Below are 23638 nucleotides of genomic sequence, written 5' to 3'. Positions count from 1 at the left end.
CGACATGACCGACCACGACCACGACCACGACCACGACCACGACCACGACCACGACCACGACCACGACCGTACGGTGAAGCCGATGGTCGACGAGGTCACCGACTTCGAGGTGCTGGAGATCGCGCTGCGCGAGCTCTGCATCGAGAAGGGCATCTTCACCGCCGCCGAACACCGGCTGTTCACCGAGTTCGCCGAGCAGATCGGCCCGACCCCGGCGGCGCGGTTGGTCGCCCGCGCCTGGCTCGACCCCGACTTCGAACGACTCGCGGTGACCGAGCCCATGACGGCGAGCAAGGAGGTCGGCGTCGACTGGCTGGAACCGACGGGCTTCGGCACGCCCAGTGACTTCACCGCATTTCAGATCCTCGCCGACACCCCGACGCTGCACCACGTGATCGTGTGCGCCCTGTGTTCGTGCTACCCGCGACCGATCCTGGGCAACTCCCCGGAGTGGTACCGCACGCCCAATTATCGTCGGCGACTGGTCCGTTGGCCCCGCCAGGTGCTCTCCGAGTTCGGGCTCTACCTGGGCGACGACATCGAGGTGCGGGTGCAGGACTCCAACCAGAAACACCGCTTCATGGTGATGCCCGTGCGCCCGGAGGGCACCGACGGGTGGACCGAGGATCAGCTGACCGAGATCATCACCCGCGACTGCCTGATCGGCGTCGCACTGCCCAAGCCCGGCGTGACCACCAACGTCGTCACCGCCACCCGCGCCGCGATGCACCCGGTGGGTGAGTGACGATGGCCGACGTCGACGGCGAGGTGCTGCGGGCCATGGTCGACCCCGATCAGGTGTGGCCGAAGGTGGCGGCCAAGTACGGCGTCGAGAACCCCGTGCCGCCGTGGAAGACCAGCCTGGACGGGTTGTGCGACGCGCTGGACCACGCGGCGTGCGACACGTCGGTGCCGAGTTTTCAGGAGCGCCGCGACGAGGAGGACGCGCTGTCGGCGACGGAGTACTCCGACCTGCCGTATCCGGAGAATCAGCTGGTCTCCCTGGCCCACTCGCTGCTGGCCCGTGGCATCCTCACCGAAGCCGAACTGCGGCAGCGGCTCTCGGACGTACGCCGCCGACTCGAGGCGTGACCGCGGGCGTCACCCCGTCTGCGTGCTGCGCTTCTTGGCCTCCCGCAGGCCGACCCAGAACCGGGCGGCCTCGCGGATCGACTCCTCCACCGGCCGTGGCTCCCAACCGAGTTCACGCCTAGCCTTGGCGCAGTCGACGGGTGCCTCGGCCCGCATCAGGCGCAGCGAGTCGATCGACAACTTCTCGTCGGTACCCCTGAGACGCGCCTTCGCGCTGCCGAGCACGGCCATGGCCCACGACAGGGCCAACGGGATCGACCGGGTGGGTGCCGGCACACCAGCGGCCTCGGCGGCGATGCGCACCACGTCGGCGTTGCTGATCATCTTCTCCGAAATCAGGTAGCGCTGCCCGACGCGCCCCTTCTCCGCTGCCAGGATCAAAGCGCTTGCGGCGTCGTCGATTCCGACGGCCTCCAATTCGACGCCGCTCAACACGAACGGCAGCTTGCCGAAGGCGGCGCCCGCGATGATGGCGCCGTGCGGGGTGCGGCCCCAGTCGCCGGCACCGTAGGTGGTGGACACGCACATGGCGACGGCGGGAAGGCCGCGGTCGCGGACGTAGCCCATGACGAGGTTCTCGGCCTGCACCCGCGACCGGACGTACGGCGTCAGGTTCCGGTCGGAGATGACGTCGTCCTCGGTCGCGACGCGGCCGCGCTTGCGGCCCACCGTGGCGTAGCTGCTGGTGAAGACGAAGCGCCGCAGGCTCGCGGCGACGTCCGGCCGGCACGCGACCTCGAGCACGTTGCGGGTGCCGTCGACGTTGGTGCGGAACAGCGGCGCCGGGTCCCTCAGCCAACCGCGGGTGTCGACGACGCAGTAGTAGACGACGTCACAGCCGAGCATGGCCTCGTGCAGCGCGGCGTCGTCCCAGATGTCGCCGACGACGCGCGCGACCTCGAGGTCGTCGATGCCGACGGTGTTGGCCCCGGCCCGCACCATGGCGCGAACGTCGTGGCCGTCGGCGACCAACTGCCGGGTGACGTGCGAGCCGAGATAGCCGTTGGCCCCGATGACGAGCGCGGTCACGAGCGCCCGCCGAACGTCGTCATCCACGCCGCCGCCTCGTCGGGCAGCGTGCCCAGCTCCTCGGCCTTGCGGCACCACTTCACCGTGGCCGCGACGAAGCGCAGGGGGTTGTAGACGTCCTCCTGTCGGCACCACTTTCCGTCGCCGGCATAGGTGACGATCGAGATGTTGGTGGCGCTGATGATCATGCCGTCGCCGGGGTCGCGCATCGGGTTGTCGAGCTCGCAGATCACCCGACCCCGCTCTTCGTCCACGACCGTCCACAGCGACGGAAACGACGTCATGTAGCTGCCGGGGAAGTTCTCCATCGTCTTCCAGATCCACGGCCGGACCTGCTCGCGGCCGTGCATCGTGCCCGCGGCGTGTTCCACGTAGGTGACGTCGTCGGTGTACTGGTCAACCCAGGGATCCCAGTCCCTGGTCTCGGCGGCCCTGGCGACCGTGGCTTCGAATCCGGCGAACGCCTCGACGAGCTCGGCGCGGCTGAAGGTGGTACCCGTCACAACCAGAACTAGAACACGTTCTATTGCCATTTGTCGAGGAACTTCCGAGCGGCCCGGAGGGTTATACGAGTGCGACCCAAGGAGGATCTGTGACCGCTTCCAATCCCAAGACCTACGACAAGAACCCCGCGGCGGTGAACGCCCTGTCACCCGAGCAGTACCAGGTGACGCAGAAGAACGGCACCGAGCGGCCGTTCACCGGGGAGTACTGGGACAACCACGAACCCGGTATCTACGTGGACGTGGTGTCCGGTGAGCCGCTGTTCGCCTCGACCGACAAGTTCGAGAGCGGATCGGGCTGGCCCAGCTTCACCAAGCCCATCGACGAGGCCAACGTGCTCTCCAAGCGCGACTTCAGCCATCTGATGGTGCGCACCGAGGTCCGCTCGGCCCACGGCGACAGCCACCTCGGGCACGTGTTCAAGGACGGCCCCCGCGAAGCGGGAGGGTTGCGTTACTGCATCAACTCCGCTTCGCTGAGATTCATCCATCTCGACGACCTCGACGCAGAGGGCTACGGCGAGTACACGACACTCTTCAAGGAGGCACGGGCATGACGACCAAGAAGGCGATCCTCGCAGGCGGCTGCTTCTGGGGCATGCAGGATCTGATCCGCAAGCAACCCGGCGTGGTGTCGACCAGGGTGGGTTACACCGGCGGACAGAACGACCATCCCACCTACCGCAAGCACCCCGGTCACGCCGAGGCCATCGAGATCGAATACGACCCCAGCCAGACCGACTACCGCGCGCTGCTGGAGTTCTTCTTCCAGATCCACGATCCGACGACGAAGGACCGCCAAGGCAACGACGTCGGCAGCAGCTATCGGTCGGCGATCTTCTACGCCGACGACGAGCAGAAGGCCGTGGCGCTGGACACGATCGCCGACGTGGAGGCCTCCGGCCTGTGGCCCGGCAAGGTCGTCACCGAGGTCACCCCGGCGGTCGAGTTCTGGCAGGCCGAGCCGGAACACCAGGACTACCTGGAGAAGTACCCCAACGGGTACACCTGCCACTTCCCGCGGGCGGGCTGGAAGCTGCCGAAGCGCGAAACCGCCTCGCAGTAGGACGTTTTCGCAGGCTACGCGAGGGGGGTGGTCCGTCGTCTCGTGACGACGCGGCCACCCCTCTTCGGCGTGTAGGCGACGCCGCGCGAATGGACCTTCTCGTCGGGCGCGGTGGTCGTCTCGATCTCGAAGTGCCGCAACACGGTGCGGAGGACGACGTCCATCTCGACGTTGGCGAACGCCGCGCCGACGCACCGGCGGGTGCCGCCGCCGTAGGGCAGGAACGCAAACGTCGACGGACGCTTGCCCACGAAGCGCTGCGGGTCGAACCGTTCCGGAGACGCGAAGTCCTCGGTGCGTTCGTGGATGTGCTGGATCGCGACGAAGATCGAGTACCCCCGTGGAATCACCCAGTCGCCGAGCTGGAACGTCGGCGCGTACACGTGCCGCCCGGCGAAGTCGATGATGGTGCGCGCCCGCTGCGTCTCGAGGATCACGGCCTGGCGGTACTCGTTGCCGTCGGTGCGCGCCTCGGCGACCAACTCGTCGAGCACCCGAGGGTGCCTGCTCACTCGCTCCACGACCCACGACAGGGTCGACGCCGTGGTCTCGTGCCCAGCGGCGAGCAGTGTCAGCAACTCGTCGCCGATGTCGCGCCTCGACATCGCCGAGCCGTCTTCGTAGGTGCTGCGCAACAGCAGTGTCAGCACGTCGTCGCGGTTGTCGAAGTTGGGGTCGGCCTTGACCGTGTCGATCAGTCGCTCGACGACCGCGTCGTACTGGCGGCGGTAGGCGGCGAGCCGGCCCCACGGGGTGAGGCGTCCGTAGGTGCGGGACGGGGCGGGCAGCACGGCCAGCCGGGAACCCAGGGTCACCCAGGGCGGAATGATGCGCCGCAGCTCGTCGAGTTGCTCACCGTCGGCGCCGAAGACGGCGCGAAGGATGGCGTTGAGCGTGATGCGCATCATCGGCTCGAGGGATTCGAACTCCCGACCGTCGGGCCAGGACGCCGCTTCGCGCAGGGTCTCCTCTTCGAAGATGACCTCGTAGTTCTTGATGCTCTTGCCGTGAAACGGCGGGGTCAGCAGCTTGCGGCGGCGCTTGTGCTCGGAGCCGTCGAGGGCGAACACCGATCCCGAACCGAGGATGCGGCTGAGGTTGGGCTGGATGTTGCCCACGTCGTCGGTGTTCGCCGCGAACAGCTGCTTGGCGATCTGGGGATCGGCGACGGTCACCATGTTGCCGAACACCGGGACCCGCAGGGTGAACACGTCACCGTGACGGCGTGACATGACGTCGACCATCCGGCGCCGCGACGCGATGAATCCGAGCGCCTGCACGAACTTCGGCAACCGCGGACTGGGCGGCAGCGTGATCTCCGGGGCGGCGTCGACCGATGGCGTCGCTTCGATGGTGGCTTCGCTCACTGAGGACTCCCAAACTGTTGCGGTACCGCGCCGTACCGGGGTTGGTGTAGTACGGTACCGCCTAGTACCGGATGTGCGCAAGGTCGGAGGTGGGTCGAGGTGAGCACCGCGGCAACCACGGTCGACGACACCTCGTCGACCGGCTCGACCGCGTTCCGCCGCCGGCTTCTGGACGGTCTCGCCGAGTCGATCGCCGAACGCGGCTACCGCGCGACGACCGTCGCCGACGTCGTGCGGGGCGCCAAGACCTCCAAGCGGACCTTCTACGACGAGTTCGCCAGCAAGGAGGAGTGCTTCGTCGAGTTGTTGGCCGCCAACAACGACGACCTGATCGCCGGGATCACCGCGGCCGTCGACGGTGCGGCCACGCCCGAGGTGCAGATCGCCGCCGCCGTCGGAGCCTACGTCGACCACATCGAATCCCGGCCCGCCATCACCCTGAGTTGGATTCGCGAGGCGCCCGCCCTCGGCGATCTCGCCCGCCCCCTGAATCGCGTTGCGATGCAACACCTCACGGACATGCTCGTCGCGATCAGCAACAGCCCGGGATTCGCCGCAGCCGGTCTGGCGCCCATCTCCCGACCGCTCGCGCTCATCCTGCTCGGCGGGCTCCGAGAGTTGACGGCACTGCTGGTCGAGGACGGCCACGACGTGCGGGGCATCGTCGAGCCCGCCGTCACCGCCGCCCGGGCCATCCTCGGGCTGCCGGTCAGCCGAGGATGAGGCGCGCCGACTTCTCGAGTCGCTTCGCGATCCACTCGTAGGACGCGTAGCCCATGCCGGCCCGCACCAGCGCGCCCGAGTACAACATCTCCAACGAGTCGATGACGTCCTCGTCGACCTGCGGGCCCAGCGCCGCCGTCAACCGCGCCCTGATGTCGACCCCGATCCGCTGTCGGAGCGCCTCGACGTCCGGGTCCTTGCCGAGCAGGGCGCTGGTCACCGCGCCCGCGAATTCTGGCTCGTCGGCGACCAGCAGTGCGATGTGCTGCAGCACGTCGACCACGCGGGTGGCGCGGTCGTCGGACTCGTGCGGTACCGGTGGGGCGCCGGTGAGCCGGCGCCAAAACACCTCGGCGACGAGGTGCTCCTTGGAGGAGAAGTAGGTGTACGCCGTGGCCGCGCCGACACCCGCCTCGGCCGCCACGCGCCGTACGGTGAGGGCGGCGAATCCGTCCCGGTTGAGGAGGTCGACCGCGGCTCGGCCGAGCCGGTCCACTGTCTCGGCTTGCTTGGCGGTCAGACGGCGCCGAGTCGACTCCAAGGCCGGATCGGACACGTGTCTGGACGCTACTACAACTCCCCGTGACCAGCAACGGTAAGTTGGCCGTCATGAGCACCACCGAGACCACCCTGCCGCCCGCCGCGGCCCGCCTCTTCTCACTCGCCGAGCAGGTCATCGGGTTCATGCCCGCCGACGAGGGCCGCGCGCTCTACGACGCGGCGGTCACCTACCTGGGCGACGGAACGGGCGTCGAGATCGGCACGTACTGCGGCAAGTCGACGGTGATGCTCGGCGCCGCGGCGCAGCAGACCGGCGGAGTGCTCTACACGATCGACCACCACCACGGTTCCGAGGAGCACCAGCCAGGCTGGGAGTACCACGACACCTCCATGGTCGACGAGGTGACGGGACTCTTCGACACCCTGCCGACGCTGCGCCACACGCTCGACGCCGCCGGGTTGGACGACCACGTCGTCGCCGTCGTCGGCAAGTCCTCGCTCGTCGCACGATCGTGGCGAACTCCCCTGCAGCTGCTGTTCATCGACGGCGGGCACACCGACGCCGCCGCCCAGCAGGACTTCGACGGCTGGGCGCGGTGGGTCGCAGTCGGCGGGGCGCTGGTGATCCACGACGTGTTCCCCGATCCGAACGACGGCGGCCAAGCCCCGTACCGCGTGTACCGGCGGGCACTGGACACCGGCGCGTTCCGCGAGGTCTCCGCGATCGGCTCGATGCGGGTGCTGGAACGCCTCTCCGGCACGCCGGGCGACGCGCTCTAGGCAGACCGCACGGCGGCACGCTCGACGTCCAGGAGCTGCTCACCGCGCCGTTCCCGGTCGTAGGCCTGGCGCCCACCGCGGAGGCCGAACAGCCGTTTCGAGACCAGCAGGTAGACCACCGCGGCCACGTTGATCGCGAACGCCGCCACCCGGGTCGGCGCGATGCCCTTCGACACCAGGTCGTACACCTCCAACGGCAGGAACACCGACGTCGCGATCACCGCGAAGTACTCACCCCATCGGGTGAGCAGCCACAGGCCGACGCCCTCGACGAACTCCAACAGGGCATAGGCGACCAGCGCGAGGCTCACCAGCACCAGGGTGGACGGTCGAGCCGCCAGCGCCCGCTCCAGCTCGTGGATCGCGGTCATCTGGTCGACCTTGATGCCGGAGTTGCGCAGCAGCGGGAGATCCCGGTCCAGCGCGGCCTGGATCGATCCGCGGGCGCCGTGAAACGTCCACACCGCCCATGCCGCGAGCGCGATGAGCACCGCGCGGATCCAGCGTTCCACCGCGAGCGCCCGCAGGATGAGCGCCTGCCGGAGTGCCTTGCCGCGGATGACGAGCGGAGCATCCTCGGTGGGCCCGCGCCCGTGGGGCGGCCCGGGAACGAAGTCGCCGCAGCGCAGGCAGCGCCACACCTCGCCGAGACCGGTGGTTCCGCTCAGCCTGTCGGCCAGGACGTCGTCGTCGGGTGCGTAGGTGACGTGCCCGCGGCGGGCACACGTGTGCAACGCCCAGCGGTCGTGGTCGCGAGCTACGTCCATGGCGGGCTCCTTGCTGCCGGTGCGGGCGAAGTCCGAGGTTGCCCTGGCGATGACCCTACCGATGCCGTCTGGGAACCAGCGGTATTGGAACCTCGACCATTGGTGGTCCGTTGAGCGATGGAGTCAATCCATGCCCGGCCAAAATGACGGTCAGGCATAATTTGCTCACCGGCATGGAGGGCGGACGTGGCTGCATTCGGGCGCTGGTGGCGGCAACCCAGCCACTACGACTGGTTGAGCGGCTACATTCACGCCCGCGGCATCAGCCGGGCCACCCGCCTCATGATGACCGTGATCTCGGCGTCGCTCTCGCTGTGCCTGGTGGCTCTGCTGCTGGGGTCGGGCGGTCCGCGTGACCCGCTTCCGGTGGCGATGACGTGGATGGCCTTCGCCGGCGGTGTGGCCGGGGCGATCCTGTGGTCGGTGCGATGGCCGAGCCCCGCGCAGTCGGTCGCGTTCGCATTGGTGACCAACACCTCGATCGCCCTCGCGTGCCTGGCCTACCCAGAGCCGGTGTCCACACTCGTCGGCTGCATCGCCTTCGCGACCAGCGGCGCCTACATCGCGTTCTTCCTGACCTCGAAGTACGTCGTCTACAACTTCGCCGTCGCCGCGGTCGTCGCCACGACCGCGGCGGTCCAGATGGCCTCGGACGGACACGTCGCCCTCGCGGCGGTGGACCTGTTCCTGGTGCTGCAGGTGAACATCGCCCTGCCGCTCGCCATTCAGGTCCTCATCCGGGCGTTGGCCAACGACCTGGTGCGGGCCGACCTGGATCCGTTGACCAACCTGTGCAATCGGCGCTCGTTTCAGCTCGAGACGATGAGCCTGCTGCTGGCCACGCCCGCAACGGACATGTTCCTCCTGGTCGCCGTGGTCGACCTGGACGACTTCAAGTCGATCAACGACCGGCACGGCCATCTGGCCGGCGACCGGGTGCTGGTCGCCGTGGCCAACGCGCTGCGGGCGAGCACCTGCGAGACGGCGATCATCGCGCGCAGCGGCGGAGAGGAGTTCGTCGTCGCCGACACGTCCGCCACGGGTGACGCGACGCCGCTGGCCCAACGGATCTGCGACGCCATCGCCGACCTACCCGTGCCCGTCACCGCCAGCGTCGGCACCGCGTGCGCACGGCTCGACGACGTGTCCGCCCGTCAGCACGAGTCGATGGTGCACTACCTCGTCGGGGTCGCCGACAAGGCGATGTACCGCGCCAAGCGCAGCGGCGGGAACAGGTTCCACCACTACGGCTACATCGGGTGAACGCCGGAGGTCAGCGACCGGACGTCGCGCAGGCGCAATCGAAGTCGCCCACCAGACCGCTGGGAAGGTCCGCGCCGCGGAAGATTCCGCTGCCCGCCGTCGTCGACGACAGCGCGTCGGCCGCAAGGATCACGGCGGCGCCGGTCCACGTGGTGCGCTCGACCGGCCAGCGCTTGCCGTCGGTGAACACCAGGCCCGTCCAGTACGAGCCGTCCTCCTCGCGGAGGTGGTGCATGGCGGCGAATTGTTCGTGCGCCCTGGCTGATTCGCCGATGGCGTCCAGCGCCATCACGAGTTCGCAGGTTTCGGCGCCCGTCACCCACGGCCGGTGGTCCACGCAGCGAATGCCGAGTCCGTCCACGACGAACCGGTCCCACCGCTGGTCGATGCGCGCCCGTGCGGCGTCTCCGCGCAGGGCCCCACCCAGCACCGGGTAGTACCACTCCATCGCGTGGTCGTCCTTGAGGTTGAACGCCTCGGGGTGCTCGACGATCGCATGTCCCAGGCTGCCGACGGCCAGCTCCCACTCGGGCTGCGATTCGCCGAGGTAGTTCGCCAGCGCCAGCGCGCACCTGATGCTGTGGTGGATGCTGGCGCAACCGGTGAGCAACGCCTCCGGCAGGATGCCCGACGGGCTTGCCGCCCAAGCGATCTCGCCGCCGTCGAGCTGCATCGTGAGAACGAAGTCGACGGCTGCCCGCACCACCGGCCACATGGCCTGGGCAAAGCTGCGGTCACCGGTGACCAGCACGTGGTGCCACACGCCGGTGGCGACGTAGGCGCAGAAGTTGCTGTCGCTGTTGCCGTCTTCGAGGACGCCGTTGCGCATCTGGATCGGCATCGAACCGTCGGCGCGCTGTACGTCACGGCACCAGTCGAAGGCCGCCCGCGCGGGCTCCCACATTCCGGCGACGGTCAACGCCATCGCGTTCTCGACGTGGTCCCACGGATCGGTGTGTCCGCCGACGAACCACGGCAGCGCACCGGAGGGCTCCTGCGTGGCGGCGATGGACGCCGCCGTTTGACGGCACTGTTCCGGCGTCAGAACGCCTGGCACCCCAGGAATCTCGTGACGCCGCATGGATCAGGCCGCCGGCTTTTCGAAGTATAGAGCGACGCTCTTACCGATCAGCGGGTTGAGCAGCGACTCCGCGTTGCGGGTCAGCCACGGCCGAGACATCATGTCCCACACCAACATCTTGTGATACGTCGTGACGAGGGGATTGTCCGGCTTGTCCACGCCGACGGCGCACTTCAACCACCAGAACGGCGAGTGCAGCGCGTGCGCGTGATGCCGGTGGTCGAACCGCAGGCCCCTGGCGGTGACCTTGCCCTGCAGTTCGTCGGCCCGGTAGATGCGGATGTGCCCGCCCTCGTTGGCGTGATACTCGTCCGACAGCGCCCAGCACACCTTCTCGGGCAGCCAGCGCGGCACCGTAACGGCAAGTCGCCCACCGGGTTTGAGCACGCGGACCAACTCGTCGATCGCCGCGTCGTCCTGCGGGACGTGCTCCAGGATCTCCGAGGCGATCACGAAGTCGAAGGTGCCGTCGTCGTACGGCAGGTCCAGCGCGTCACCCTTGACGGCCTCGGCCTTCGCCGACGCGGGCGCCTCGCCCTGCTGTTGCATCGCCTGAAGGATCGCGTCGACGTTGTTCAGCTCGGCGACGTCCTGGTCGAAGGCGACGACGTCGGCCCCCCGACGGAACGCCTCGAACGAATGCCGGCCAGCGCCGCATCCCACGTCGATCAGGCTGCTGCCCGCACCTACGCCCAACCTGTCGAAGTCGACGGTCAACATGTCTTCACCCGTTCCATCGCGCGTTCGTACACCGAGACCGTCTGTGCGGCCACCGATTCCCAACTAAAGACGTCGACGGCACGCGTGCGGCCGTTGGCGCCGAGCCTGCGCAACTCCAGTGGGGAGTCGAGCAATTCACCAAGCACTCTGGTCAAGTCGTCGACGTCGCCGGGGCGGACCAGGCGGGCGCACACGCCGTCCTCGCCGACGACCTCCGGCAGCGCACCTGCGCGACTGGCGACGATCGGCGTACCGCTCGCCATCGCCTCGACGGCGGGTAGCGAAAAGCCTTCGTACAGCGAGGGAATGCAGGCGACCTCGGCCGAGGCGAGCAGGTCCGCCAATTCGTTGTCGCTCAAACCGCTGGAGCTGTGCACGATGTCGGAGATGCCGAGTTCGGCGATCAGCTTCTCGGTGGGCCCGTTGGGCTCCAGCTTCGACACCAGTTGAACGTCGAGGTCCCGCTCGACCCGCAGCCGCGAGACCGCATGCAGCAGATGGCTGACGCCCTTGAGCGGAACGTCGGCGCTCGCGATCGCGATGATGCGGTTGCGCACCCGGTTCTCGCTCGGCCGGAACAACTCGGTGTTGACCCCGAGCGGCACCACGTGCAGCTGGGCGGGGTCGACGTCGAAGTCGTCGGCGATGTCGACGGCCGAGGAGGACGAGACGGTCAGCAGCTCCGGGATGTTGCGGGCCACCTCCTTCTGCATCTCGGCGAAGGCGTACCACCGCTTGACCAGCGGCTTGCGCCACCACTTCGCGGCGGCGACGTCGACGAGGCGGTCCCGGGTGATCGGGTGGTGCACCGTGGCCACCAGCGGCAGTCCCAGCTTCGCCACCTTCAGCAGGGCGTCGCCCAGGCTCTGGTTGTCGTGGACCACGTCGAACTCGTCGCGCCGATCGGCGAGGATGCGGGCGACGCGCAGGCAGAACGTCTTGGGCTCGGGAAAGCCCGCCGTCCACGTGGTGAAGAGTTCGAGCAGGTCGATGCGGTCGTGGAGCTCGCTGACGTGCGGGACACGGAACGGATCGGGTTCCCGGTAGAGGTCGAGGCTCGGCACCTTGGTCAGGCGCACCCGCGGGTCGAGACCCTCCGGATATGGCTGCCCGGAGAACACCTCGACCTCGTGGCCAAGTTCTACGAGACCGCGACTCAGATGACGGACGTACACGCCCTGCCCACCACAATGCGTCTTGCTTCGATACGACAGAAGGGCAATCCGCATGTCTAGTTCACCGCGGCCAGAGTCGGAATCTGCGCTCTGGACATGTGTCCAGACTATAGTTTGACCGGCTAGCTGCCGCAACGCGGCCATGTGCGGCGATCGCGCACACCCGACTCACGCCGGCGGAAATCCGCCGGTGGCCACCGGCCCCCACCGCACCGGCGTGACCCTGATCAGGCACTTCCCCTGGTCGACCATGGCCTGGCGGTACTCGTCCCAGTCGGAGTGCTCGCCGGCAATCGCGCGGAAGTACTCGACCAACGGTTCGACCGCATCGGGCAGATCGATGACTTCTGCGTCCCCGTCAACCTGTACGTATGGGCCGTTGAAGTCCTCGGAGAGCACCGTCACGCTGGCCCGCGGATCGCGGCGGACGTTCACCGACTTGGCCCGCCGGGGGTAGCTCGCGACCACGATCCGGCCCGCGTCGTCGACCCCGCCGGTCACCGGCGAACTTTGCAACGAACCGTCCGACCGGAACGTGGTCAGCACCATGTGATGTCTGGGCCGCACGAAGTCGAGCAGTGCCGTGCGGTCCACCCGGTCGGCGGTAGCGAACTTGCGAGCCATCCCTGCAGCTTACGGACGGTGGTCCGGCTTGCGCTTCAACGTCCAGGACGGAATCCAATGGGTGACGGACTTCCGACTGGGGCCGTAGGCGATGTCGTAGGTGACCAAGCCCCACCAAAAACCCTGCTCGCACAGCCCCCAGCAGCTGAGCCGGCCCTCGACGATCGCGTGCATCTGCAGACCGGCGGGGTTGTAGCCGCCCGTCCGGTGCGGTTCGCGGGGGAAGACGGCCGCGAGGTCGACCAGGACGGGCGTGGGCGGGTCGACGCGGCGGAACGCCTGCTGCACCGGCTGACCGTGGTAGCCGATCGACTGGAGCTCGCCCATGATTCGATCATATGTTCGAACGCGGAAGCACGAACGCGAAAGCCCGCGGGAAGCCGAGTAGGTGAAGCCGCGCACCGGAGACGGCCTCCCTCGGCACCCGCCGCACCGCGCCCGAGGACGGCTCGTAGCAGTCGAACCCCGCGTCGTCGCAGTCGACGAGGAGCACCCAGTGCCGCGGAATCAGGGTGCCGATCAGCATGGCGACCGGCCACCCCGCCCGCACCGCGCGCCGCACGTCGGCGAGGGCGTCCCCGGGTCGCGCCAGCCGCCAGCCGTACCGGACCCGGTGCCCGACGCTGCGACGGCTGATCACCTTCGCCAGGCCGCACGGCGTGGTTCCCAGCGCCCGCGGCCAGAGTCGATTCGCCGCCGCGTGCACCCTGCCCTGCTCGGCGTCCGACCAGGCCGGGTCCGCCAGTTTGGCGCGGTAGTCGGGGTCCAGCAACGCTCCCGCCACGACGGCGACGGTGGGCCCGCAGGTCACCCCGTCGCGCTGACGGAGGCGCGGAACGACAGGCCTCACCCCGTCGAGGCTAGGCCGATCGGCGCGATTCCGGCGCCGCAGGAGTGGGTATCAGTGAACACATGTATACCGAAGGGCGGCCCGCATGAGCTTCGATCTCACCCCCACCATCGCGCAGCACGACCTGGCCAAGCGCGCCCACGAGTTCGCCGACCAGGTGATCCGCCCGGTGGCCGCCGAGTACGACGCCCGCCAGGAGTTTCCGTGGCCCGTGCTCGAGGAGGCCGCGCAACGGGGCTTCTACAGTCCGCTGTTCTACCGCGACCTCATCGGCGACCCCACCGGCCTGTCGCTGCCGATGTTCATGGAGGAGATCTTTTGGGGGTGTGCGGGCATCGGCCTCGCCGTCGTGATGCCCGCGCTCGCCCTCTCCGCGATCGGGCAGGCCGCCTCGCCGGAGCAGATGCTGGAGTGGGCGCCGCAGTGCTTCGGCGGTCCCGGCGACCTGAAGCTGGCCGCGTTGGCCATCTCCGAACCCGAGGGCGGCAGCGACGTGCGCAACCTGCGCACCACCGCCCGCCGGGACGGTGACGACTGGATCATCGACGGCCACAAGATGTGGATCGGCAACGGCGGCATCGCCGACGTCCACGTCGTCAACGCCAACGTCGACCCCGACCTCGGGCACAAGGGGCAGGCGCTGTTCATCGTGCCCGGCGGCACGCCGGGCCTGGAGATGGTCCGCAAGCTCGACAAGCTGGGGTGCCGCGCGTCGCACACCGCGGAGCTGAAGTTCACCGGCGTCCGCGTGCCCGCCGCCAACCTGCTGGGCGGCCACGAGAAGCTCGAACACAAGCTGGCCAAGGCCCGCGAGGCCGTCGAAGGCGGCAAGCACTCCGGGTCCGCCACGCTCGGCGCGCTCGAGCAGACCCGGCCGATGGTCGCCGCCCAGGCGCTCGGAATCAGCAGGGCCGCACTCGAATACGCGACGCGCTACGCCAACGACCGCGAAGCGTTCGGCGCCCCGATCATCGACAACCAGGGCATCGCCTTCCCGCTGGCCGACCTGGCGACCCAGCTCGACGCGGCGCGGTTGCTGACCTGGCGGGCCTCCTGGATGGCGGCGACGGGCGTGCCGTTCGAACGTGGCGAGGGATCGATGGCCAAGCTCGCCGCCACCGAACTCGCGGTCAAGACCACCGAGCGGGCGATCCAGACCATGGGCGGATACGGCTACATCAAGGACCACCCGGTCGAGAAGTGGTACCGCGATGCCAAGCTGTACACGATCTTCGAGGGCACCAGCGAGATCCAGCGGATGGTCATCTCCAACGCGCTGGGCGCCGCCGACGGCAGGCCCCCGATGCACGTCGACCTGGAACCGACGGGCGGGCCGCTCAACGCCTGGTTCGGCCGCGGCACCCCGGCCAGGACCAGGGCGGCGAACCGGGCCCTGGAAGCGCGCGACCGCGTGCCGGCGCCGGTGATGAACCTCGCGATGAAGGTGCTCAAGCCCCCGAGGAAGAAATGACGACCGAGGTTTGCGGTACCCCTGGTATCGCCTCGGCGGGTCTGGCAACATTACCGATGGGTAGGGTTCCGTCGTCCGTACCACTCGACAGGGGGAGATGACAGTGCAGTCGTTCTCGTATCTCGCGCAGGGAACCGAGGGCGGCGGCGCCGCCCTCAACGAGGTCATCGGCCTGTCGGTGGCCAGCGTCGTCGTCGGCGCCGCGCTGCTCTGGATCGGCTACCAGCACCGGATGCGCAAGATCACCTGGCTGCACGATCTCGGCGAATGGGCGGGCCGCAAGTTCAACCGGCCGGCGTGGGTGGCGCTGCCCATCGCGTTGTTCATCACGACCATCATCACGGCGCTCTTCGGCTTCATCTGGGACGTCAGCCTCCACATCGGAAAGGGACGTGACCCCGGCCCCCTGGCGAATCCCGCGCACTACTTCATCCTGTTCGGGCTGTTCATCCTCTTCGTGGCCGGCTGCCTGGCCTGCGTGCTGCCCTACGACAAGCCAGGACCGTCCGCCGTCCGCATCACCCGGCACTGGTACGCCCCGGTCGGCGGCATCCTGATGGCCGGCTGTGGCCTGTATGCGCTGATCGGGTTCCCGCTCGACGACGTCTGGCACCGCATCTTCGGCCAGGACGTCACGCTCTGGGGGCCCACTCACCTCATGCTGATCGGCGGCGCCGGCTTCTCCACGTTGACCGCACTGTTCCTCGAGCACGAGGGCCGCCGCGCCGTCGGAGAGGACAAGCCGAAGGACGGTCCCGGCATCAAGTTCATCCAGTACCTGGCATTCGGCGGCATCGTCATCGGCCTGTCGGTGTACCAGATCGAGTTCGACTTCGGCGTCATGCAGTTCCGTCAGGTGTTCGAGCCGATGCTCATCGCCGCCGCAGGCGCCTTCGCCCTGGTGTCCGCCAGGATCATGCTCGGCCGTGGGGCGGCCGTCGTCGCGGCGATCCTGGCGGTCGCACTGCGCGGACTGGTCGCGCTCATCGTCGGGCCCGTCCTCGGCGCCCCGATCAACTGGTTCGCCCTCTACCTGGGCGCTGCCGTGGTGGTCGAGGTGATCGCGCTGACCCCGCTGATCAGGAAGCCCATGCTGTTCGGTCTCGTCGCCGGCATCGGCGTCGCGACCGTCGGGCTGTGGCTGGAGTCGTTCTGGATCGACGCCGTCTACCGGTACTCCTGGCCGACCAGCATGTGGCCCGAGGCGCTGGCCATGGCCGTGCCGGTGGCCGCGCTGGTCGGCGTGTGCGGCGCGATGGTCGGCATGGTGCTGACCAACCAGAAGCTGCCCAGCCGCGCGATCGGCATCGGCGTCGTCACGCTGGCGGTCATCGCCATCGCAGGTGCCACCGCGAACGGTCTGCGATACGACGTCCCGCAGAACGCGACCGCCTCCTTCACCATGACCGAGGCGCCCAGCATCGGCGATCAGCGCATGGCCACCGCCGACATCCGGATCAACCCGCCGGACCTGATCAGCGAGGACCCCAACTGGGTGTCGGTGCTGGGCTGGCAGGGCGGTCTCGCCAACCAGCGGGGCATCTTCGTCGACCACCTCGAGAAGGTCGGCCCGGGGCACTACCGCTCGACCGCGCCGATGCCGGTCTCCGGCCAGTGGAAGACGCTGCTGCGCGTCCACGACGGTCGCACGATGACCGCGGTGCCCATCTACCTGCACGGCGATCCCGGCATCGGAGCGCCCGAGGTGCCCGCCGAGGCGCAGATGACGCGGCCGTTCGTCTCGGAGATCACCATCCTGCAGCGGGAGCGCAACCCCGATACGCCGCAGGCGCTCTGGCTGATCGGCTGCCTGGTCGTGCTCGTCGGCACCCTGATGATGATCGCCGGACTCACTTGGGGCGCAGGCAGACTCAACAAGAACGAGCCGACCGAGAGCAAGGCCGAGTTCGAGCCGTCAGCGCAGGCATGAGCCGATCGCCCGACGTGGTGATCCTTGCCGATCACTCTGCGCTGCTTGCCATTCCGGCGTTCGCGCCGGCGATCCTGGTGGTCGCCGTGGTCATCTGGGTGGCGCGGCGAGACCGTCGCCTGGCCGACGAGGAGGACGAGGAAGCCACCCACAGCGGACCTTCAGCCACCGCCGACCAGGATGGGACACCGTGAACACGCAGACGACACTCGCCGCCCTGGCCGCCACCACCGCGCTCTTGCTTGCCGGATGTGGCGGATCCAACGAATCAGGTGACACCGCGAGCAACGCGCCCGTCAGCTCGAATTCGGGTGCCGCCCCGCAGATGTCGGACCAGCAGGCACCGCCGGAGCAGGTGGTGGTCGACGTGACCATCAAGGACGGCAAGGTAACCCCCACCAACGAACAGCTTCAGGCCAAGGTGGGCGACCCCATCGTGGTGCGGGTCGACAGCGACGCAGCCGACCAACTGCACGTCCACTCGAACCCGGAGCACACCTTCGCCGTCGAGCCGAAGTCCGGTCAGTCGTTCCAGTTCACCGTCACCGTGCCGGGCAAGGTCGACGTCGAACTGCACGAGCTGAATCGCACGATCGCCTCCATCGCCGTGCAGTGATCCTCGCGCACGGCCTGGGCGGCTCCAACGATCTGCCGATCCCCTACACCTATGCGTTGATCGGCGCGGCGTGGGCACTGACCTTCACCTTCGCCGTGGTGGTGTTGGCATGGAAGAAGCCGCGATTCGACGCCGCCACCCCCGGCCGCCCGCTTCCGCAGTGGGTGACGACGGTCGGCGACGCATCGGCGACGCGCCGGACCGTGGCGATCGTGGGGCTGCTGCTGGCGGCGTGGGTGACGGCGGCCGCGGTGGTCGGCCCGCAGGACGGTGACAACGCGCTGCCCGGCGTCTTCTACGTGCTGATGTGGGTCGGGTTGGTGGCGGTGTCGCTGACGATCGGCCCGGTGTGGCGGGCGCTGTCGCCGGTGCGCACCCTCTACCGCCTGCTGCCGCCGGCGCGCCGCCCCCCGCCGCTGACGTACCCGGAGTGGTTGGGCTACTGGCCGGGCGCCGTCGGGCTGTTCGCCTTCGTGTGGCTCGAACTCGCCAGCCCGGACCCGGGATCACTCGTGGCGGTGAAGGTGTGGCTGCTGGTCTACGTGGTGGTGACGTTCGCGGGTGCGTGCGCGTTCGGCACCAGGTGGAACGCGCGCGCCGACCCGTTCGAGGTGTACGGCGTGGTGGCCTCGCGCCTGTCACCGGTGCGGCGCAACGCCGACGGGCGCATCGCGATCGGCAACCCCTTCGACCATCTGCCGTCGATGCCGGTGCGGCCGGGCACGGTCGCGGTGCTGGCCATTCTGCTGGGGTCGACGGCGTTCGACAGCTTCTCGGCGATGCCGCAGTGGCGCAACCTCGTCGACGACGCGTCGGGCAGCACGCCCGCGGTCGCCGTCCTCGTCCGCACCGCAGGCCTCCTGCTCTTCGCCGGGGTGGTGGCGACCACGTTCTGGTTGGCGGCCCGCGCGACCGGCGGCGTGGACGCCCAGCGCCGACGCGAACTGCCCGGGCTGATGGCGCACTCGCTGATCCCGATCGTCATCGGGTACGTGTTCGCGCACTATCTGACCTACCTCGTCGAACGAGGCCAGCAGACGGTGCTGCGGCTCATCGGACTCCCCGACGTCCAGCCGTACTACTTCCTCTCGGCGCACCCATCGGTGCTGGCGACGCTGAAGGTCGCCTTCGTGGTCGGCGGACACGTCGCGGGCGTGATCGCCGCGCACGACCGCGCCTTGCGCCTGCTGCCCAAGCGGCACCAGGTGACGGGACAGCTCGCCATGATGCTGGTGATGGTCGGCTACACGTTCACCGGGCTGTACCTGCTGTTCGGCGGCTGATCGGGGATACTGGGGCCATGCGCGCGCTGATCGTCGTGGACGTACAGAAGGACTTCTGCGAGGGCGGTTCGCTGGCCGTCGAGGGCGGGGCCGAGGTGGCGCGGCGGATCACCGAGCTGCTGGCCGGGCACGACTACGACCACGTCGTCGCCACGATGGACTACCACGTCGACCCCGGCGCGCACTTCTCCGAGGACCCCGACTTCCGCGACACCTGGCCACCGCACTGCGTCGCGGGCTCGCCCGGTGCCGAGTTCCACGACGGGCTCGACCCGTCGGCGTTCGAGGACGTCTTCCACAAGGGTCACTACTCGGCGGCGTACAGCGGCTTCGAGGGGTTCCACTGCGACCACGGCACCTCGCTCGCCGACTGGCTGCGCGACCACGACGTCGACGCCGTGGACGTGGTCGGGATCGCCACCGACTACTGCGTCAAGGCCACCGCCGCCGACGCGGTCGCGGCCGGGTTCAGCACCCGGGTTCTGGTCGACCTCACCGCGGGGGTGTCGCCGACGACGACCGCGGCGGCCGTCGAGTCGCTGCGGTCCGCCGGCGTCGTCATCGCGTGACCGATCCCGGGTGACCGTGACCACACGGGCGCCCACCGTCGGTTTGCCCACCCCGGTAAACGGGCAGATCATCCCCCGGTAGCCAACCGGCATACCTCACATCCGTGCGTCTCGCCCGCCATGCTCCCGCGGCCGATCGCACCGTATCGTCGCCTTGTTCAATCTTCACCCGACACGGAGTGTGCACTTTGGCCTCACCCAGCTCGCCCGCCACCAGTTCCAAGGACACCGCGACGCCCGCCGTCATTCCGGCGTCCCAGCCCGACTCCCCTTCCAAGGACCAGATGCAGTGGGAGATGTGGCCAGGAAAGGCCTATCCCCTGGGCGCCAGCTACGACGGCTCCGGCAGCAACTTCGCCGTCTTCAGCGAGGCCGCGGAGTTCGTCGAGCTGTGCTTGTTCGACGCCGACGGCGTCGAGACCCGGCTGAAGCTGCCCGAGGTCGACGGCTACATCTGGCACGGCTTCGTGCCCGACGTCGAGCCAGGCCAGCGCTACGGCTACCGCGTGCACGGCCCGTACGATCCGCCGTCCGGGCAGCGCTGCAACCCGAACAAGCTGCTGCTCGACCCGTACGCGAAGGCCATCGACGGCACCTTCCAGTGGGATCAGTCGCTGTTCTCCTACGACTTCGGCGACCCCGACAGCCGCAACGACGACGACTCGGCGGCCAGCATGCCCAAGTCCGTCGTGATCAACCCATTCTTCGACTGGGGCACCGACCGGCCGCCGCAGCACGAGTACGCCGACTCGATCATCTACGAGGCCCACGTCAAGGGCCTGACCGAGACGCATCCCGACATCCCGGAGCGCAGCCGCGGCACGTACGCCGCGATCGCCCACCCGGCGATCATCGACCACCTCAAGGAGCTGGGGATCACGGCGATCGAGCTGATGCCGGTGCATCACTTCGCCAACGACTCCACCCTCATCGACAAGGGCTTGAGCAACTACTGGGGCTACAACACCATCGGCTTCTTCGCACCGGATTCCAAGTACGGCGCCAGCGCGACGCCCGGCGGTCAGGTCCAGGAGTTCAAGGCCATGGTGCGCGCCCTGCACGAGGCGAACATCGAGGTCATCCTCGACGTGGTCTACAACCACACCGCCGAGGGCAACCACATGGGGCCCACCCTGTCGATGCGTGGCATCGACAACGCGGCGTACTACCGGCTCGTCGACGACGACAAGCGCTACTACATGGATTACACCGGCACCGGCAACAGCCTCAACGCCGGGCATCCGCACGCCCTGCAGCTGATCATGGACTCGCTGCGGTACTGGGTGACCGAGATGCACGTCGACGGCTTCCGTTTCGACCTCGCCTCCACGCTGGCCCGCGAGTTCTACGACGTCGACAAGCTCTCGACGTTCTTCGAACTCGTCCAGCAGGACCCGACGGTCAGCCAGGTGAAGCTCATCGCCGAGCCATGGGACGTCGGCCCCGGCGGTTACCAGGTGGGCAACTTCCCTCCGCAGTGGACCGAGTGGAACGGCAAGTACCGCGACACCGTCCGCGACTTCTGGCGCGGGGAGGACGCCAGCCTCGGCGAGTTCGCGTCGCGGCTCACCGGGTCTGCCGACCTCTACGAGCACACCGCCCGCCGGCCGGTCGCGTCGATCAACTTCGTCACCGCCCACGACGGGTTCACGCTGCGGGACCTGGTGTCCTACAACGAAAAGCACAACGAGGCCAACGGCGAGGGCAACAACGACGGCGAGAGCAACAACAGTTCCTGGAACTGCGGCGTCGAGGGTGAGACCGACGACCCGGAGATCCTCGCGTTGCGGGCCCAACAGGTGCGCAACTTCCTGACGACGAACATCCTGTCCCAGGGCGTTCCGATGATCTGTCACGGCGACGAGTTGGGCCGCACACAGGGCGGCAACAACAACGGGTACTGCCAGGACAACGAGATCACCTGGATCGACTGGAGCACGGCCGATCAGAGCTTGATCGAGTTCACCCAGTCGGTGGCCGCACTTCGGGCGGCGCATCCGATCTTCCGCAGGCGGCGGTTCTTCGACGGGCGTCCGGTCCGCGTGCGCGGGTCCGAGCGCCTGCCGGACATCTCGTGGTTCGCACCCGACGGGTCGGAGATGAGTGACGAGGACTGGGATTCCGGCTTCGGCAAGTCCATCACCGTCTACCTGAACGGGCAGGGCATTCCCGACCTCGATCCGCGTGGCCAGCGGGTGACCGACGATTCGTTCGTGATGTGCTTCAACGCCCACCACGAGCCCATCGACTTCACCCTTCCGCCAAGCGAATTCGGCACCGCGTGGCAGCCGGTGATCTACACGGTCGAGGGCGCCGTCATGGAGGGGTCGAGGCCGGTGTCGGCGGCCGCCTCGGTGAGCGTGGAGGCCCGCTCGGTGATGGTGCTGCAAGCCGCGGAGGAACGCTCCGAGGACTCGGACTAGACGCATCCCCGATGGCCCGCCGTGACGCGGGCCATCGGGGGACGCGGCTACTCGCCCCCTACTCGACGATGTCGAAGAAGGAGGTGCCGTCCTCGGGCGTGCCGTCGATCTGACCCTGCTCGCTGCCGTGCCGCTGCGTGTCGAGCCGGTCGAGTTCGTCGTCGGCGACCAGCTCGAGCCCGCCGCCGGCGTCGGAGTCGTGGGCGTCCGTCGCGTCGTCGTCGTCCTCGTCGTCGAGTTCGGCCGTCACGTCGGGCACCTCGTCGGACAACCGCTCGTCGAGGGTCTCGTCGTCCTTGGCCTCGATCCACCGCTCGGGTGGATCGGCGACCTCGTCGCCGTCGTCGTTGCGGATCTCGTCGGAGTCGAGTTCTTCGGACTGCGACAGCGGGAAGTCGTCGAAATCGGATGTGGACATGCCGCCATTCTTCCCGACGTCCGATGCGGGTAAACCCTCCCGTCGGTAGTTACCTCTGCGACAGAGGTATTGTGGCGGGATGCGCACCAGCACCGACCTCGCGGCCGAACTGCTCTCGACCGCGGGCCGCTTTCGTCGCCAGGTCCGCCGCTCCGGCGGGGGACCGCGGATCGGATCCGGACTCCCCGAGTCGCAGGCCGAATTACTCCGGCTGGTCGGTCGCCAGCCCGACATCTCCGTGCGGCACGCCGCCACCGAGCTCGGGCTCGCCCCCAACACCGCGTCCACCCTGGTCTCGCGGCTCTGCGCCGACGGATTGCTCGTGCGCACCGTCGACCCCGACGACAGGCGCGTCGGCCGCCTGCGCCTCACCGAGTCGGCCCAACGGGTCGCCGACGAATCCCGCGCCGGCCGGCGGGCCGCCCTCGGCGCCGTGCTGGCGCGCTTGGACGCCGGTCAGCGCGACCGTCTTCAGGACGGCCTGGCGGTACTGGCCGAGGTCACCCGTCTGCTGCACGAGGAGGAAGCATGACCACCACACCGGCCGTCGAGTGCCGAAATCTGACCCACCGCTACGGCGACTTCACCGCGGTCGACGACGTGACCCTCGAGGTCCACGCCGGCGAGACGCTGGGCCTGCTGGGCCCCAACGGCGCCGGCAAGACATCGGTGGTGCGGGTGCTCACCACGCTCACCCCCGTCCAGCAGGGTGAGGTACGCATCTTCGGGCTCGACGCCCGCCGCGACACCATGGACATCCGACACAACCTCGGCTATGTGCCGCAACAACTCTCGATCGAATCCGCCCTGACAGGTCGACAGAACGTCGACCTGTTCGCCCGGCTCTACGACGTCCCCCGCAGACAGCGCCGAGCCCGCGTCGACGAGGCGCTGGCGGCCATGCAGCTGCTGGACGTCGCCGAGAATCTCGCCGGCACGTACTCCGGGGGCATGGTGCGCCGACTGGAACTCGCCCAGGCACTGGTGAACCGGCCGTCGCTGCTGATCCTCGACGAGCCGACGGTCGGACTGGATCCCATTGCGCGCGACGGCGTTTGGTCGCAGGTGGCCGACATGCAGGAGGAGTACGGCATGACGGTGCTGCTGACCACCCACTACATGGAGGAGGCCGACGCGCTGTGCGACCGCGTCGCGCTCATGCACCACGGCGTGCTGCAGGCCGTCGGGTCGCCACACGACCTCAAGTCCGCGCTGAGCTCCGACGCGTCCCCCGACCCGACGCTCGAAGACGTGTTCCGTCACTACGCCGGATCCGACTTGACCGAGGATGCCGCCAAGCGCGGCTTGAACGAAATCCGCTCCAGCAGAAGGGCTGCGCGCCGTGCCAGTTGAGCTGATCAGGGCGCCGCGCGGCGTGCGACGGGCG

28 protein-coding genes are annotated in these 23638 nt (G+C 68.6%); 16 read left to right on the top strand and 12 right to left on the bottom strand.

What is annotated here, in order from left to right; translation table 11 throughout:
• The first annotated feature begins 4 nt into the window (after nt 1-4).
• Both scnC and H7J06_RS14980 read left to right on the top strand, forming a co-directional pair.
• Nucleotides 5-745 (top strand): thiocyanate hydrolase subunit gamma, encoded by a 741-nt coding sequence (scnC, locus tag H7J06_RS14985; protein ID WP_264039689.1) that lies wholly within the window; start codon nt 5-7, stop codon nt 743-745.
• A gap of 2 nt (nt 746-747) precedes the next feature.
• Complete coding sequence (locus tag H7J06_RS14980) at nt 748-1092, top strand: thiocyanate hydrolase (RefSeq protein ID WP_264039688.1); 345 nt, start codon at nt 748-750, stop codon at nt 1090-1092.
• 9 nt (nt 1093-1101) lie between these two features.
• On the opposite strand, the gene H7J06_RS14975 is transcribed toward H7J06_RS14980, so the two are convergent.
• The gene (locus H7J06_RS14975) at nt 1102-2121 is read right to left on the bottom strand and encodes an NAD-dependent epimerase/dehydratase family protein (protein ID WP_264039777.1); all 1020 of its coding nucleotides are present in this window, start codon (nt 2119-2121) and stop codon (nt 1102-1104) included.
• Nucleotides 2118-2624 (bottom strand): nuclear transport factor 2 family protein, encoded by a 507-nt coding sequence (locus H7J06_RS14970; RefSeq protein ID WP_264039687.1) that lies wholly within the window; start codon nt 2622-2624, stop codon nt 2118-2120. The genes H7J06_RS14975 and H7J06_RS14970 overlap by 4 nt, the downstream gene beginning before the upstream one ends.
• Nucleotides 2625-2713: 89 nt before the next feature.
• On the opposite strand from H7J06_RS14970, the gene msrB reads away from it, so the two are divergent.
• Both msrB and msrA read left to right on the top strand, forming a co-directional pair.
• Nucleotides 2714-3181 carry a peptide-methionine (R)-S-oxide reductase MsrB gene (gene msrB / locus H7J06_RS14965; protein WP_264039686.1) on the top strand — a complete coding sequence of 156 codons (468 nt, stop codon included), beginning with the start codon at nt 2714-2716 and terminating at the stop codon, nt 3179-3181.
• Nucleotides 3178-3690 (top strand): peptide-methionine (S)-S-oxide reductase MsrA, encoded by a 513-nt coding sequence (msrA, locus tag H7J06_RS14960; RefSeq protein ID WP_264039685.1) that lies wholly within the window; start codon nt 3178-3180, stop codon nt 3688-3690. Before msrB ends, msrA begins: the two co-directional genes overlap by 4 nt.
• Before the next feature lie 14 nt (nt 3691-3704).
• Here the strand turns inward: msrA and H7J06_RS14955 are convergent, their stop codons facing one another.
• Entirely contained in the window at nt 3705-5057 is a 1353-nt protein-coding gene (locus tag H7J06_RS14955; RefSeq protein ID WP_264039684.1) for a cytochrome P450, read from the bottom strand.
• A 99-nt stretch (nt 5058-5156) separates the two neighbouring features.
• Here H7J06_RS14955 and H7J06_RS14950 point away from each other — a divergent pair, with 99 nt between their 5' ends.
• Entirely contained in the window at nt 5157-5780 is a 624-nt protein-coding gene (locus H7J06_RS14950) for a TetR/AcrR family transcriptional regulator (protein WP_264039683.1), read from the top strand.
• On the opposite strand, the gene H7J06_RS14945 is transcribed toward H7J06_RS14950, so the two are convergent.
• Entirely contained in the window at nt 5767-6336 is a 570-nt protein-coding gene (locus H7J06_RS14945) for a TetR/AcrR family transcriptional regulator (protein WP_264039682.1), read from the bottom strand. The genes H7J06_RS14950 and H7J06_RS14945 overlap by 14 nt on opposite strands.
• 53 nt (nt 6337-6389) lie before the next feature.
• On the opposite strand from H7J06_RS14945, the gene H7J06_RS14940 reads away from it, so the two are divergent.
• Entirely contained in the window at nt 6390-7061 is a 672-nt protein-coding gene (locus tag H7J06_RS14940) for a class I SAM-dependent methyltransferase (protein ID WP_264039680.1), read from the top strand.
• On the opposite strand, the gene H7J06_RS14935 is transcribed toward H7J06_RS14940, so the two are convergent.
• Entirely contained in the window at nt 7058-7828 is a 771-nt protein-coding gene (locus H7J06_RS14935) for a DUF2127 domain-containing protein (RefSeq protein WP_264039679.1), read from the bottom strand. The two genes, H7J06_RS14940 and H7J06_RS14935, sit on opposite strands and share 4 nt — an antisense overlap.
• Before the next feature lie 186 nt (nt 7829-8014).
• Here H7J06_RS14935 and H7J06_RS14930 point away from each other — a divergent pair, with 186 nt between their 5' ends.
• Entirely contained in the window at nt 8015-9091 is a 1077-nt protein-coding gene (locus H7J06_RS14930) for a GGDEF domain-containing protein (protein ID WP_264039678.1), read from the top strand.
• 10 nt (nt 9092-9101) lie between these two features.
• On the opposite strand, the gene mmpH is transcribed toward H7J06_RS14930, so the two are convergent.
• The 6 genes from mmpH to H7J06_RS14900 all read right to left on the bottom strand — a co-directional run bounded on the left by mmpH (nt 9102) and on the right by H7J06_RS14900 (nt 13541).
• Nucleotides 9102-10172, bottom strand: coding sequence for an MMP endo-(1,4)-3-O-methyl-alpha-D-mannosidase (mmpH, locus tag H7J06_RS14925; RefSeq protein WP_264039677.1), 1071 nt, complete (start codon nt 10170-10172; stop codon nt 9102-9104).
• Nucleotides 10173-10175: 3 nt separating this feature from the next.
• Nucleotides 10176-10892: a class I SAM-dependent methyltransferase gene (locus H7J06_RS14920; RefSeq protein WP_264039676.1), complete on the bottom strand. Its 717-nt coding sequence runs from the start codon at nt 10890-10892 to the stop codon at nt 10176-10178.
• On the bottom strand, nt 10886-12121 hold the full coding sequence (gene manT, locus H7J06_RS14915) for an MMP alpha-(1->4)-mannosyltransferase (RefSeq protein ID WP_264039675.1): 1236 nt from the start codon (nt 12119-12121) through the stop codon (nt 10886-10888). The genes H7J06_RS14920 and manT overlap by 7 nt, the downstream gene beginning before the upstream one ends.
• Nucleotides 12122-12235: 114 nt before the next feature.
• On the bottom strand, nt 12236-12691 hold the full coding sequence (locus tag H7J06_RS14910; protein ID WP_264039674.1) for a PPOX class F420-dependent oxidoreductase: 456 nt from the start codon (nt 12689-12691) through the stop codon (nt 12236-12238).
• A gap of 9 nt (nt 12692-12700) precedes the next feature.
• Nucleotides 12701-13018: a hypothetical protein gene (locus tag H7J06_RS14905; protein WP_264039672.1), complete on the bottom strand. Its 318-nt coding sequence runs from the start codon at nt 13016-13018 to the stop codon at nt 12701-12703.
• A gap of 7 nt (nt 13019-13025) precedes the next feature.
• A complete protein-coding gene (locus H7J06_RS14900) occupies nt 13026-13541 on the bottom strand; it encodes a hypothetical protein (protein WP_264039671.1) in 516 nt (171 codons plus the stop codon).
• An 85-nt stretch (nt 13542-13626) separates the two neighbouring features.
• Here H7J06_RS14900 and H7J06_RS14895 point away from each other — a divergent pair, with 85 nt between their 5' ends.
• The 7 genes from H7J06_RS14895 to glgX all read left to right on the top strand — a co-directional run bounded on the left by H7J06_RS14895 (nt 13627) and on the right by glgX (nt 21833).
• On the top strand, nt 13627-15012 hold the full coding sequence (locus tag H7J06_RS14895; protein ID WP_264039670.1) for an acyl-CoA dehydrogenase family protein: 1386 nt from the start codon (nt 13627-13629) through the stop codon (nt 15010-15012).
• A gap of 103 nt (nt 15013-15115) precedes the next feature.
• On the top strand, nt 15116-16942 hold the full coding sequence (locus tag H7J06_RS14890; RefSeq protein WP_372515309.1) for a hypothetical protein: 1827 nt from the start codon (nt 15116-15118) through the stop codon (nt 16940-16942).
• The gene (locus H7J06_RS14885; RefSeq protein WP_264039668.1) at nt 16939-17136 is read left to right on the top strand and encodes a hypothetical protein; all 198 of its coding nucleotides are present in this window, start codon (nt 16939-16941) and stop codon (nt 17134-17136) included. Before H7J06_RS14890 ends, H7J06_RS14885 begins: the two co-directional genes overlap by 4 nt.
• On the top strand, nt 17133-17558 hold the full coding sequence (locus H7J06_RS14880; protein WP_264039667.1) for a hypothetical protein: 426 nt from the start codon (nt 17133-17135) through the stop codon (nt 17556-17558). Before H7J06_RS14885 ends, H7J06_RS14880 begins: the two co-directional genes overlap by 4 nt.
• A complete protein-coding gene (locus H7J06_RS14875; protein WP_264039666.1) occupies nt 17555-18841 on the top strand; it encodes a hypothetical protein in 1287 nt (428 codons plus the stop codon). The genes H7J06_RS14880 and H7J06_RS14875 overlap by 4 nt, the downstream gene beginning before the upstream one ends.
• Nucleotides 18842-18858: 17 nt before the next feature.
• On the top strand, nt 18859-19410 hold the full coding sequence (locus H7J06_RS14870) for an isochorismatase family protein (RefSeq protein ID WP_264039664.1): 552 nt from the start codon (nt 18859-18861) through the stop codon (nt 19408-19410).
• Between the two features lie 284 nt (nt 19411-19694).
• A complete protein-coding gene (gene glgX, locus H7J06_RS14865) occupies nt 19695-21833 on the top strand; it encodes a glycogen debranching protein GlgX (protein ID WP_264039776.1) in 2139 nt (712 codons plus the stop codon).
• 58 nt (nt 21834-21891) lie between these two features.
• On the opposite strand, the gene H7J06_RS14860 is transcribed toward glgX, so the two are convergent.
• Nucleotides 21892-22251: a hypothetical protein gene (locus H7J06_RS14860; protein ID WP_264039663.1), complete on the bottom strand. Its 360-nt coding sequence runs from the start codon at nt 22249-22251 to the stop codon at nt 21892-21894.
• 79 nt (nt 22252-22330) lie between these two features.
• On the opposite strand from H7J06_RS14860, the gene H7J06_RS14855 reads away from it, so the two are divergent.
• A complete protein-coding gene (locus tag H7J06_RS14855) occupies nt 22331-22783 on the top strand; it encodes a MarR family winged helix-turn-helix transcriptional regulator (protein ID WP_264039662.1) in 453 nt (150 codons plus the stop codon).
• Nucleotides 22780-23604, top strand: coding sequence for an ATP-binding cassette domain-containing protein (locus tag H7J06_RS14850; RefSeq protein WP_264039661.1), 825 nt, complete (start codon nt 22780-22782; stop codon nt 23602-23604). Before H7J06_RS14855 ends, H7J06_RS14850 begins: the two co-directional genes overlap by 4 nt.
• Nucleotides 23605-23638 lie beyond the last annotated feature (34 nt).

This window comes from Mycolicibacterium hodleri, from assembly GCF_025822245.1.
Lineage (GTDB): Bacteria > Actinomycetota > Actinomycetes > Mycobacteriales > Mycobacteriaceae > Mycobacterium > Mycobacterium hodleri.
The sequence above is the reverse complement of the archived record's forward strand: the minus strand, read 5'-3'. Positions and strand labels throughout refer to the sequence as shown.

Bases quoted from the DNA above. Each gene is read 5' to 3' on its own strand.
- scnC (WP_264039689.1), top strand. From the start codon at position 5: ATGACCGACCACGACCACGACCACGACCACGACCACGACCACGACCAC.
- H7J06_RS14980 (WP_264039688.1), top strand. From the start codon at position 748: ATGGCCGACGTCGACGGCGAGGTGCTGCGGGCCATGGTCGACCCCGAT.
- msrA (WP_264039685.1), top strand. From the start codon at position 3,178: ATGACGACCAAGAAGGCGATCCTCGCAGGCGGCTGCTTCTGGGGCATG.
- H7J06_RS14940 (WP_264039680.1), top strand. From the start codon at position 6,390: ATGAGCACCACCGAGACCACCCTGCCGCCCGCCGCGGCCCGCCTCTTC.
- H7J06_RS14935 (WP_264039679.1), bottom strand. From the start codon at position 7,828: ATGGACGTAGCTCGCGACCACGACCGCTGGGCGTTGCACACGTGTGCC.
- mmpH (WP_264039677.1), bottom strand. From the start codon at position 10,172: ATGCGGCGTCACGAGATTCCTGGGGTGCCAGGCGTTCTGACGCCGGAA.
- H7J06_RS14920 (WP_264039676.1), bottom strand. From the start codon at position 10,892: ATGTTGACCGTCGACTTCGACAGGTTGGGCGTAGGTGCGGGCAGCAGC.
- manT (WP_264039675.1), bottom strand. From the start codon at position 12,121: ATGCGGATTGCCCTTCTGTCGTATCGAAGCAAGACGCATTGTGGTGGG.
- H7J06_RS14910 (WP_264039674.1), bottom strand. From the start codon at position 12,691: ATGGCTCGCAAGTTCGCTACCGCCGACCGGGTGGACCGCACGGCACTG.
- H7J06_RS14905 (WP_264039672.1), bottom strand. From the start codon at position 13,018: ATGGGCGAGCTCCAGTCGATCGGCTACCACGGTCAGCCGGTGCAGCAG.
- H7J06_RS14895 (WP_264039670.1), top strand. From the start codon at position 13,627: ATGAGCTTCGATCTCACCCCCACCATCGCGCAGCACGACCTGGCCAAG.
- H7J06_RS14885 (WP_264039668.1), top strand. From the start codon at position 16,939: ATGAGCCGATCGCCCGACGTGGTGATCCTTGCCGATCACTCTGCGCTG.
- H7J06_RS14870 (WP_264039664.1), top strand. From the start codon at position 18,859: ATGCGCGCGCTGATCGTCGTGGACGTACAGAAGGACTTCTGCGAGGGC.
- glgX (WP_264039776.1), top strand. From the start codon at position 19,695: ATGCAGTGGGAGATGTGGCCAGGAAAGGCCTATCCCCTGGGCGCCAGC.
- H7J06_RS14860 (WP_264039663.1), bottom strand. From the start codon at position 22,251: ATGTCCACATCCGATTTCGACGACTTCCCGCTGTCGCAGTCCGAAGAA.
- H7J06_RS14855 (WP_264039662.1), top strand. From the start codon at position 22,331: ATGCGCACCAGCACCGACCTCGCGGCCGAACTGCTCTCGACCGCGGGC.
- H7J06_RS14850 (WP_264039661.1), top strand. From the start codon at position 22,780: ATGACCACCACACCGGCCGTCGAGTGCCGAAATCTGACCCACCGCTAC.